Below are 10948 nucleotides of genomic sequence, written 5' to 3'. Positions count from 1 at the left end.
ATGGGGCACGGGCGGGCGCTCAAGGCCGTCGCGAGGAAGCGGCTCAGGGCGATATACGCCGTGATGCGCGACCGGGTGCCCTACCGGGAGTAGCCCCGACGGTTGACAAAACTATAGGAACACCCAATGACTAGGTGAATAGCAAAAGCCCCGCAGTCGGAGCGGACTGCGGGGCTCATGAAGAGAGGCTAGTTTGTGGGCGCCTTGCCTGGCGCCCACAAGAGAGGCAACAGAGTAGAGACTACTCGTGGATGCGGGTACCGGAGAGGCCGGCCATGGTCTCGGCGGCCTTGTCCAGGGCGCCGATGATGCAGGTGCGGCCCTTGCGGGAACGGGCGAACTTGATGGCAGCGCGGACCTTGGGCTCCATGGAACCCTTGCCGAACTGGCCCTCGTCGGCCAGGCGCTCGGCCTCGTCGGCGGTGATGTCCTCGAGCTCCTCCTGGTTGGGCTTGCCAAAGTTGATGGCGACATGCTCAACGGCGGTCAGCAGGAACAGAACGTCGGCGTCGCAGTCCTCGGCCAGCAGCTCGCCGCCCAGGTCCTTGTCGATGACGGCGGGAACGCCCTTGTAGCAGCCCTTGTTCTCGTAGTCGCGGACGACGGGGATGCCGCCGCCACCGCAGGCGATGACGATGAACTCGTTGTCGAGCAGGTTGAGGATGGAGTCAGCCTCGACGATCTTCTTGGGATCGGGGGAAGCGACGACGCGACGCCAGCCGCGGCCGGAATCCTCGACGAAGACCTTGGAGGGATCCTCGGCCATGAACTCCTTGGCCTGCTCCTCGGTGTAGAAGGGGCCGATCGGCTTGGTCGGGTTCTTGAACGCGGGATCATCCGGATCGCACTCGATCTGGGTGACGACGGTGGCGGCGTGCCAACGCTTATAGCGCTTGTGCATCTCGCGGCCGATGCCCTGCTGTAGGTGATAACCAATGTAGCCCTGGGACATGGCGCCGCACTCGGGCAGCGGCATCTCGGGGGTACCGATGGCATCGTGGGCAGCGGCGAAGGCGTTCTGAATCATGCCGACCTGCGGGCCGTTGCCGTGGGTGATGATGATCTCATTGCCCTGCTCGATGAGACCGAGGAGAGCGTGGGCGGTGTTGCTCACGGCCTCGATCTGCTCGACGGGGTTGTTGCCGAGGGCGTTGCCGCCAAGGGCGACGACAATACGATCGGGCTTGCCAAGAGGCTTAGACATTGCTGGAATCCTTTCTGTAAAAGTCCTACAACCCATTAATAACCCGCGTCCGTGCGATACGCGAGTTTATTAAGGTTTATATTCTCTTTATCGCTCATTTTATTCATTTTGAAAATAGCGGAACGGTGAACGGTCGTTTTTATCCGCTCAGCGTACAGAACCCCAGCTCAAGCATATCTACGCCATTTACGTGCAACTTTATTTTAATAGAGCAGGGATTAGACCAGATTATGCAAACTATATCTTTGCTAAACACAAAACAGGCAGCGCAATATCTTACTCGCACTATACGAGATTCTATGCACTTATAAGTCGAGTATGCACCCCTGCAAAAACAAGGGGCTTTTCATCCAGCAAAAGGAATAAAGAAGGGCTCCGAAAAGACGGCAGCAACCCTGTCCTCCCCCGCGTCCCAAAGTGGCGCGAGGTTTCGCGGCAAAGCCGCGAAACAGCGAAGGGAACGGAATACCCGGCCAACTACGTCCTTCATCCGCCCACACAATCCGAGGACGTAGTCGTAGCAGGATCTGAGGGCTAACCTTCGCGGGCACTCCGCAGGACGAAAGAACCCCCGCCGCACGTAGTGCGCAGCGGGGGTTCTTTCATGTCCGAGGACGTCCGCGAAGGTTAGCCCTCAGATCCTGCGGTGGGAGACCTAGGCCTCGTTGTACACCGTCTTGAGCTTCAGCAGGTGCTGATAGCGGTCCATGGCGGCCTGCTCATTCTCCTTGAAGAGCTCCTCGGCGCGCTCGGGGAAGGAACGCGTCAGCGAAGCGTAACGGGCCTCGTTCATCAGGAACTCCTGATAACCGCCCGCGGGCTCCTTGGAATCGAGCGAGAACTTCTTGCCGGCAGCAGCCTCGGGGTTGAAGCGGAAGAGGTTCCAGTAACCGCACTCGACAGCCTTCTTCATCTCGGCCTGGCAGTTCTGCATGCCACCCTTCTTGATGGAGTGCATCTCGCAGGGGCTGTAGCCGATGATGAGAGACGGGCCGTCGTAGGCCTCGGCCTCGTGAATGGCCTTGAGGGTCTGAGCCGGGTTGGCGCCCATGGCGACCTGCGCCACGTAGACGTAGCCGTAGCTCATGGCGATCTCGGCCAGGGACTTCTTCTTGGTCACCTTACCGGCAGCGGCGAACTGAGCGACCTGGCCCAGGTTCGAGGCCTTGGAGGCCTGACCGCCGGTGTTGGAGTAGACCTCGGTGTCGAAGACGAAGACGTTGACGTTGTGGCCGGAAGCCAGGACGTGGTCCAGGCCGCCGAAGCCGATGTCGTAGGCCCAGCCGTCGCCGCCAAAGATCCAGAAGGACTTCTTGGTGAGGTAAGCCTTGTCGGCGAGGATCGCCTTGGAAGCGTCGCAGCCGCACTTCTCGAGCTCGGCAACGTAAGCAGCGGCAGCGGTCTTGGAGGCCTCGGCGTCGTTGACGGAGTCAATCCAAGCCTGGCCGGCGGCCTTGAGCTCATCGGACGGACCATCAGCAGCGATGATGTCCTGGGTAGCGGCGATCAGCTTGTGCTGAACGGCCTCATAGCCAACGGCCATGCCCAGACCGTGCTCGGCATTGTCCTCGAACAGGGAGTTGTTCCACGCCGGGCCGTGACCGTCCTTGTCCTTGCAGTAAGGAGCGGTGGCAGCGGGGTTGCCCCAAATGGAGGAGCAGCCGGTGGCGTTGGAAATGAACATGCGGTCGCCAGCGACCTGGGTCACCAGACGTGCATAGGCGGTCTCGGCGCAGCCGGCGCAGGAACCCGAGAACTCCAGGTAGGGCTGCTTAAACTGGCTACCCTTGACGTTGGCCGCGATGAGCTCCTTCTTCTCGGAGACGTTCTCGACCATGTAGTCCCAAACGGGCTGCTGGTCCATCTCCTGCTCGGTGGGAACCATCTCGAGGGCGCCCTTGGGGCAAACCTTGACGCAGTTGGTGCAACCCATGCAGTCGAGCGGGGACACGGCCATGGTGAACTTCATGCCCTTGGCCTTGGGGCCCATGGCGTCGAGCGTGCGGGTAGCCTCGGGCGCGGCGGCAGCCTCGTCCTCGGTCATCGCGAACGGACGGATGGTGGCATGCGGGCACACGTAGGCGCACTGATTGCACTGGATGCACTTGGTCTCATCCCAGTGGGGAACGACCACGGCGACGCCGCGCTTCTCGTATGCGGAGGCGCCCAGCTCAAACTGGCCGTCGGCGCAATCGACGAAGGCGGAAACAGGCAGGCTGTCGCCGTCCATGCGATCGATGGGCTCGAGCAGGTTCTTGACCTGCTGGGCGATAGCGGACTTGGTCTCCTCGGAGAGCTCGACGGGAGCGGCATCCTCGGCGGTAGCCCAGTCGGCCGGAACCTCGAACTTACGGAAAGCGGTAGCGCCGGCATCGATGGCCTTGTGGTTGGCGTCGACGATGGCCTGGCCCTTCTTCATGTAGGACTTGGTAGCCGCGTCCTTCATGTACTGCAGGGCGTCCTCGGCGGGCAGGACCTTGGCCAGCGCGAAGAAGGCGGACTGGAGTACCGTGTTGGTGCGCTTGCCCATGCCGACCTTGGCGGCCAGGTCGATAGCGTCAATCAGGTAAACGTTGACGTTGTTGTTCGCGATGTAGCGCTTGGCCACGGCGGGCATGTGCTCGGCGAACTCCTCGTCGCTCCACTGGCAGTTGACCAGGAAGGTGCCGCCCGGCTTGACGTCGCGGACCATCTTGAAGCCCTTAACGATGTAGCTGGGGTTATGGCAGGCGACAAAGTCGGCCTTGGTCACGTAGTACGGCGAGCGAATCGGGGAATCACCAAAGCGCAGGTGCGAGACGGTGACGCCGCCGGTCTTCTTGGAGTCGTACTGGAAGTAGGCCTGGACGTACTTGTCGGTGTGGTCGCCGATGATCTTGATCGAGTTCTTGTTGGCGCCGACGGTACCGTCGCCACCCAGACCCCAGAACTTGCACTCGATGGTGCCGGGGGCTGCGGTGTTGGGCGCATCCTCGGCCTCGGGCAGGCTCAGGTTGGTCACGTCATCGACAATGCCGATGGTGAACTCGCGCTTGGGCTCGTCCTTCTTGAGCTCCTCGAAGACAGCGAACGCGGACGCGGGAGGCGTGTCCTTGCTGCCCAGGCCATAACGGCCGCCGACGACCTTGATGCCCGTCTTGCCGGCCTCGTAGAGAGCGGAGACGACGTCCTGGTAGAGCGGCTCGCCGATGGAACCCGGCTCCTTGGTACGGTCCATGACGGCGATCTTCTGGACGGTCTCGGGGAGAACGTCGACGAAGTGCTTGATGGAGAACGGACGGAACAGACGAACCTTGACCAGGCCGACCTTCTCGCCGTGAGCGTTGAGGTAGTCGATGACTTCCTCGAGCACGTCGCAGAAGGAGCCCATGCACACGACGACGCGATCGGCATCGGGAGCGCCGTAGTAGTTGAACAGGCCGTAATCGGTGCCGAGCTTCTCGTTGATCTTCTTCATGTAGCCCTCGACGACGGCGGGAAGCTCGTCGTAGACCTTGTTGCAGGCCTCACGGTTCTGGAAGAAGATATCGCCGTTCTCGTGGCTACCGCGGGTGCGCGGGTGCTCAGGGTTGAGCGCGTGGTCGCGGAAAGCCTGGACGGCGTCCATGTCGCACATCTCGGCCAGATCCTTGTAGTCCCACATGGCGACCTTCTGGATCTCGTGGCTGGTGCGGAAGCCGTCGAAGAAGTTAAGGAACGGGGTCTTTCCCTCGATGGCGGCGAGGTGAGCCACCGGCGAGAGGTCCATGACCTCCTGGACGTTGCCCTCGGCGAGCATGGCGAAGCCGGTCTGACGACAGGCCATGACGTCGGAGTGATCGCCAAAAATGTTCAGGGCGTGGGAAGCGACACAACGCGCGGAGACGTGGAAGACGCCCGGGAGCTGCTCGCCCGCGATCTTGTACATGTTCGGGATCATCAGGAGCAGACCCTGAGAAGCCGTGTAGGTGGTGGTCAGAGCACCGGCGCCCAGCGAACCGTGAACGGTACCGGCCGCACCTGCCTCGGACTCCATCTCGACGACCTTGACCGGGGTGCCGAAGATGTTCTTGCGACCCTGGGCCGCCCACTGGTCAACATGGTCGGCCATCGGGCTGGACGGCGTAATGGGATAGATTCCCGCTACCTCGGTGTACGCATACGAAACATATGCGGCTGCCTCGTTGCCGTCCATAGACTTAAACTTACGCGCCATATACCCCTCTCCTCTCATATAGGTATACAGGCCCCGGCGATTGCCGGGATATTGGAGTGATGGGATTTACGCTGTTGCTTCCAATCATCTGGCAGGCAGGCTCAGCAGCAGGTACGTGGCGTGGAGAGAAGACATGCCGAGGCGAGGGGCAACTGATGCGCCCCACAGACCCGACCGCCCGTCTTGCACATGACCGAGCGCCGCAAAGGCCGCATGCCGGATGCTCCCGGGCACGCCCCGGCGATGGGAAGCGCCCGCAACGGAAATCCGCATGCGGGTTTATTGTACCCCGCCGTCAAGTGTAATTTCGGCAAATATAGGCGGGCGGTAAAGGTTTACCTCGGGTGACTGCCGGGAGCAAAATGATCCCTTGGGGACGGAGGGACCATTTGGCGGGACTGGCTAGAGGGCACCGAAGAGGATGGCGTAGGTAGTGGATTCGCCGAGTTTGAGCTCGTCGCCGGGATTAAGTTGGGCGGAACGACCGGGCTCGACCTGAATGCAGACGCGCGTGGCCCCGTTTACCACCACGGTTCCGTTGGTGGACGACAAGTCCTCGACGTGCCAGATATTTTGAGCATCGCACCAGATATGGGCATGGCGGGCCGAGACATCGTCGCCGACGTCGGTAATATCGCCCTCACCAGTGGCCAGCGCGCCAATCTCAACACCCTGCTCACTCGGCTGAATCCAGCGCGGGGCGCTCACGACAAAACTGTTTTGTATGCGCAGCAAGCCCAAGGGGTGTGCCGGGGCGGGTTCGCGTTCGCCCGCGGTCATCGACATGCCAAGCGAACGAGGCGTGGATGTGCCTCCGCCACAGGTCGCGTGCGCGTAGTCGATGGCATAGTTCACCGAGGACCGCACATCCGCCGAACAACCGACGGCGACAAACAGCACCAGCACGGCCTCGGCGCGCTCGGCGGGCATGAGTTCCGCCGCCTGGGACAGGCGATCGAGCGCGTTGCGATAGAGATTCGTGTCCTGGTGGCACTCTTCGAGCGCGCGTACCATCGGTTCACCTGCAGGACCGCACACCATATTGATCACAGCCGTGGAGTCCATGGGATTGCGCTGGCGCAGGGCCAGTTGCGACATAATACGCGCAGCCGAGGTACCGTATTCGGCAAAGTAGCGCTGCTGAAGCGTGCCGACCGGCGCGCGAACGATAAAGCGGGAAACCCAAGAGCGATCGGCGGCTCGGCTCTGCGGGCTGCGGCCGTCGGCGAGCGGACGGGACGAAAGCACCAAGCCGCACAGCTCGATATGGCTCAGATGCGCCGTGCGCTTAAAGATGTCAAACATGGCCCCGCATGGGGTGAGCTCAACTTGAGATGCCATGACCTAGGCCTCCTTGGTCGTAGAAATAGAATCGGACGATACTTCGACAGGTCCGCCAAAAGTACGGGCAGCTGCGGCTCCACCGGCAAGCGGAGTCGCCATCTGGGCTTTTGTGCGTCGCGGTGCCGAAACGGGAAGTTCAAAGGCAAAGCCCATCGCAAGCAAAAACCACGTAAGCGTATAGGTTGCAACCAGAGCGGCAACAAGGCCGCCCATCACGGCGCGTTGGGAAAATACGCTACATGCAGCCACAACCAACACCGGAACCTCGCAGGCAGAAAGCGCAAGCACACCCTGCAGGAACCCCGAGCGCCGATTGCGCGCAAATGCCCCCGTGACAACGCCGGCTATGCCTGGCAGTGCCAACGCCAGTGCGGCAATAATACCCGGTAGCGACCCAGACCACACGAGCGACCCCAAAGTCGCCGTCACGCGGGCGCCCGACGCCAGCAGCGCGGCCGAAACCACGACCACAGCCCAAACCACGCTGCAAACGACCGCCGCACCGATCATCGCCGTGCGACGAACCGCGCGGCCGGACGCATCCATGGGGCACGGCGTGAGCGGCTCGCCGCGGAGCGAACGACCGACATTTTGCGCATAGTGGTCACAAAACGCCGAGAGCGCCGCCTCGACCGCCGCCGGCTCGGGACGATCTTTTTGATGGCTGGACAGACAGGCCATCACCACGTCGAACAGCTGGGCATCGACAAACGCCAGCGCATCGCGTAGCTCTTCGGAATCCGGCTCAAGCCCTAGCTGCTGGGCCTGCTCGGCCGCGGCGAGCGCCACATCGGGCTCACGACGAAGCAGCTGAGTCAAATCACAACCGGGCGCATGGGCACCAATGGGATAGCCGGGCCGCGTGTCCATCTTGAGACGGTAGGGGCTCGCGATGTCGCGCGTCTTTTTGCGCGAACCCGAGGTGCCCGAAGTGCTCGGCGCGGCTTCGTATGGCGCGACGCCGGCAATGAGCTCGTAAACCGTGCTTGCCGCGGCATAGACGTCGATCGCCGGCGACATACGCAAAGCGCGCAGGTCGGGAATATCGTCGGTGAGCATCTCGGGCGGAGCGTAGGCCACCGTCGCGCGACGCAGCGTGGCATAGCGCTCGGTAAAGGATGCCTTGCCGCCGGTACCGGCCACGGCCGACGCAGGCTCGAGCGCCAGCGACGAGCCAAAGTCGATCAGGCACAGGTCAAAGGTGCCCTCGGCAAGCTGCCGGTCAAGCGGTAAACGCGCCGTACGCACCATAATATTAGCGGGCGAGATATCGCGATGGACAAAGCCCTCCCCCACCAGGCTCATGCGGCAGAGCAGGTCGAACAGGTCGCGCCCCAAGCGCGCCGCCACAAGCGGCGATAGGCGTCCGGCATCGTCCACGGCGAGTCGCGAGCGCAAGCGGGCGAGCGTCTCGCCCTCGACCCATTCCATGACAATTGCAGGCACACCGTCAACCTCGCCCCAGCCATAGAGGCGGGGAAAGCCCTTAAGGCCCGAAAGGGCGCGATGGCATTCATATTCCTCGCGAAATGCCGCTTTGAACTTGGCGACCAGCGACTCATGGGCGGCATCGTCGTCAAACTCATCGCGCGTCGGCAAGATGAGCTGTTTGAGTGCTACGTCCTCGCCTTGGGCGTTGACAGCACGCGTCACGCGGCCGATACCGCCACGGCGCATGGTGGCATCGTCGGCAAACAGTATCGTAAAACGACGCAGATAGGCAGGCAGTTCGTCCTGACCGAGCGCAATGGCCGGCTCAAACCCGTCGACACGCGCCAGGCGCAGGCCGACCATGGGATCGCGACCGAGCGATTGTGGTGTGGTGGATGCAAGATCGGTCATCATAGGGCAAGCGCCGCCACGTTATTGTTGAAGTTACCGAGCGCGACGTCATCATCGCCGTAATGGCCGACCCATTGACATAGGTTGGTGCAACAGCCCCACAGATTGGCATACTGCTGATACCACCTTGACCGGGGCGAGAATGTCTGACGACCGAACTCGGCTCGAATGACAAACATCTCCCCGACCAGGCTGTCGCACGGCCTGGGATCTCCCGTAGAGTTATAGGTCGAGACCACGTCATTGGCACGAGAAACATAGCCGTCGAGCATGTTGTACTTGGTCACAAGCCAACTGTGAATGCTCTCTTCCTCAGCAGCGGAAAGGCCGCCGGAGTTTGCATCGTTGTCAGTGTTGCCGCCCGTCGAGCCGCCGTTTCCAGGCCCTCCGGTAGAGGAACCCGACCCAGAGCCGCCGCCCGAACTCGATGAATCCGAGCCGGAGCCAGAAGTATCCGAGCTACCGGGCTTTCCGGACTGCTGGGCGTCCTGCTCCTTTTGCTGCTCGACCTTATTCACCGTTGCCGCCACGCTATTGTTGGACAATCGATCGATGATCTTGGTGTTGGTGAGCACGATGGTTTTGCCATTGGCAAGCGTGACTTCGTTGTCCGGGGCCTCGGCGCCGTCCGCATCGTCGGTGCCAAACACAATATGCCCGACCACACTTGCCCAAGCATATCCAGTCGTGGTGCCCAGATCGCTTTTGACCTCATGCCCCACGCGCGGTTCGCGTGCGGCATGCGCCTGCATCATGGACGGCACGGTCATGCCATAGGCAGAAACGCCAGCTATGACCAGCACCAGCGAGCACGATAGCAGTGCGTACGCCCGCGGCGCCAAGCCCAGTCGGCGTCGTATGCGCACCGCGGCGCCGCGCTTTGTCTGAGTGCCACCGGGCCGCATGCGTTCTCCTCCAACAAAAACACGCCGCTCGGGAGCGGCGCATTCATTCGAATCCATATTTGAGTGTATCAGCGAACCAAAAAGGTTGCGCAACGAATGGACAAATTAAGGATGCGAGCGGAAGCATCCATGCGATAAGCGGATACGAAGCATCTTTGTTGCACAACAAACTCACAGTCGCACGGGGAAATTATGACTACCCCGTGCGTCGCGAGGAAAACATACGGCAGGAGCAGGCTCGCCACCTAAATCGCGCGGCGGGCCTCGATGGCGCGGCCAAGCGTAAGCTCGTCGGCATACTCCAAGTCGCCGCCCACGGGAAGGCCGCTTGCCAGACGCGACACCTCGACGCCCAACGGCTTGATGGTACGGGCCAGATAGCTCGCCGTGGTCTCGCCCTCAATATTGGGGTTGGTGGCGATGATGACCTCGTGGATGTCCTCGTGGCCCAAGCGTGCCAGCAGCTCTCGAATGTGCAGCTGCTCGGGGCCAATCTTGTCCATGGGACTGATCACGCCGCCCAATACGTGGTAGAGGCCGTGGTAGCTGCCCGTGCGCTCGATCGCCTGGACATCGCGCGGCTCGCCCACCACGCAAATGCGAGTGGTATCGCGCATCGGGTCCTGGCAGATGGAGCACTCGTCGGCCGTGGCGTAGTTAAAGCAGCGGCTGCAAAAGTGGACCTCCTGCTTGACCTCCAGGATGGCCTCGGCCAGGCGGCGCGCCTCCTCGGCGTCGGCCTCCAACAGGTAATAGGCGATGCGCTGGGCCGACTTGGGACCAATGCCCGGCAGACGGCCCAGCTCATCGAGCAGTTTTTGCAGACTGTGGTTGGCACTCATATATATGCGTGTCTTAGAACGGCATGCCCGGGATGTTGAGGCCGCCGGTGATGGCGCCCATCTGCTTGTTGGCGAGCTCGTTGACGCCGCGGACGGCCTCGTTGACGGCAGCCATGATCATATCCTGCAGCATATCGACGTCCTCGGGATCGAGCGCATCGGGATCGATGGTGAGGTTGACGAGCTCCATCTCGCCGTTAACGGTCACCTTGACCATGCCGCCGCCGGCAGAGGCGTCGACGGTCTGGGACTTGAGGTTCTCCTGCGCGGCGGCAAGCTGCTCCTGCATCTTGCGAGCCTGCTTCATCATCTGCTGCATGTTCATACCGGCCATGATGGCTCCTTTACGTGCGGCCGCACGCCGAGCTGCAAGGGCAGCCGGAGCACGGCGGGACTTTCAAACTCAAAAATCGTACCACGGCGCGCGGCGAGAGAGCGGGGCGGACGTGTTACCTCAGTCGATATACATGTCCTCCAATACAAACCGCACTCAAAGATTATGCAAGGTCGAATTATGCAAGGTTGCATAATATCGCACACTCAATCTAGTAGAGCCGAATCCGGCATTTCATGTGCGCCACTAAATAGCTAAATGCCGAACCGCTGCTCGAGGCGG

At 61.7% G+C, this 10948-nt stretch carries 7 protein-coding genes; all 7 read right to left on the bottom strand.

Annotated elements, in window-relative coordinates:
• Window positions 1–241 precede the first annotated feature (241 nt).
• Window positions 242–1204, bottom strand: coding sequence for a carbamate kinase (arcC, locus tag AAAX36_RS07465; RefSeq protein WP_055310076.1), 963 nt, complete (start codon window positions 1202–1204; stop codon window positions 242–244).
• Window positions 1205–1859: 655 nt separating this feature from the next.
• Window positions 1860–5399 (bottom strand): pyruvate:ferredoxin (flavodoxin) oxidoreductase, encoded by a 3540-nt coding sequence (nifJ, locus tag AAAX36_RS07460; protein WP_349074911.1) that lies wholly within the window; start codon window positions 5397–5399, stop codon window positions 1860–1862.
• A 402-nt stretch (window positions 5400–5801) separates the two neighbouring features.
• Window positions 5802–6740 carry an FHA domain-containing protein gene (locus tag AAAX36_RS07455; protein WP_349074909.1) on the bottom strand — a complete coding sequence of 313 codons (939 nt, stop codon included), beginning with the start codon at window positions 6738–6740 and terminating at the stop codon, window positions 5802–5804.
• 3 nt (window positions 6741–6743) lie between these two features.
• Complete coding sequence (locus tag AAAX36_RS07450) at window positions 6744–8588, bottom strand: hypothetical protein (protein WP_349074908.1); 1845 nt, start codon at window positions 8586–8588, stop codon at window positions 6744–6746.
• Window positions 8585–9490 (bottom strand): hypothetical protein, encoded by a 906-nt coding sequence (locus AAAX36_RS07445; RefSeq protein WP_349074906.1) that lies wholly within the window; start codon window positions 9488–9490, stop codon window positions 8585–8587. Before AAAX36_RS07445 ends, AAAX36_RS07450 begins: the two co-directional genes overlap by 4 nt.
• 245 nt (window positions 9491–9735) lie before the next feature.
• The gene (gene recR, locus AAAX36_RS07440; RefSeq protein ID WP_006235173.1) at window positions 9736–10332 is read right to left on the bottom strand and encodes a recombination mediator RecR; all 597 of its coding nucleotides are present in this window, start codon (window positions 10330–10332) and stop codon (window positions 9736–9738) included.
• A gap of 13 nt (window positions 10333–10345) precedes the next feature.
• Window positions 10346–10666, bottom strand: coding sequence for a YbaB/EbfC family nucleoid-associated protein (locus AAAX36_RS07435; RefSeq protein ID WP_006235174.1), 321 nt, complete (start codon window positions 10664–10666; stop codon window positions 10346–10348).
• Window positions 10667–10948: the final 282 nt, after the last annotated feature.

Source organism: Collinsella sp. CLA-ER-H10, assembly GCF_040092475.1.
Taxonomy (GTDB): domain Bacteria; phylum Actinomycetota; class Coriobacteriia; order Coriobacteriales; family Coriobacteriaceae; genus Collinsella.
Note: the sequence above shows the minus strand (reverse complement) of the source record. Positions and strands in the feature narration are given on the sequence as shown.

What these genes read in the sequence shown, in the direction of transcription:
- recR (WP_006235173.1), bottom strand. Translation starts at nt 10,332, where the DNA reads ATGAGTGCCAACCACAGTCTGCAAAAACTGCTCGATGAGCTGGGCCGT.
- AAAX36_RS07435 (WP_006235174.1), bottom strand. Translation starts at nt 10,666, where the DNA reads ATGGCCGGTATGAACATGCAGCAGATGATGAAGCAGGCTCGCAAGATG.
- AAAX36_RS07455 (WP_349074909.1), bottom strand. Translation starts at nt 6,740, where the DNA reads ATGGCATCTCAAGTTGAGCTCACCCCATGCGGGGCCATGTTTGACATC.
- AAAX36_RS07445 (WP_349074906.1), bottom strand. Translation starts at nt 9,490, where the DNA reads ATGCGGCCCGGTGGCACTCAGACAAAGCGCGGCGCCGCGGTGCGCATA.
- AAAX36_RS07450 (WP_349074908.1), bottom strand. Translation starts at nt 8,588, where the DNA reads ATGATGACCGATCTTGCATCCACCACACCACAATCGCTCGGTCGCGAT.
- nifJ (WP_349074911.1), bottom strand. Translation starts at nt 5,399, where the DNA reads ATGGCGCGTAAGTTTAAGTCTATGGACGGCAACGAGGCAGCCGCATAT.
- arcC (WP_055310076.1), bottom strand. Translation starts at nt 1,204, where the DNA reads ATGTCTAAGCCTCTTGGCAAGCCCGATCGTATTGTCGTCGCCCTTGGC.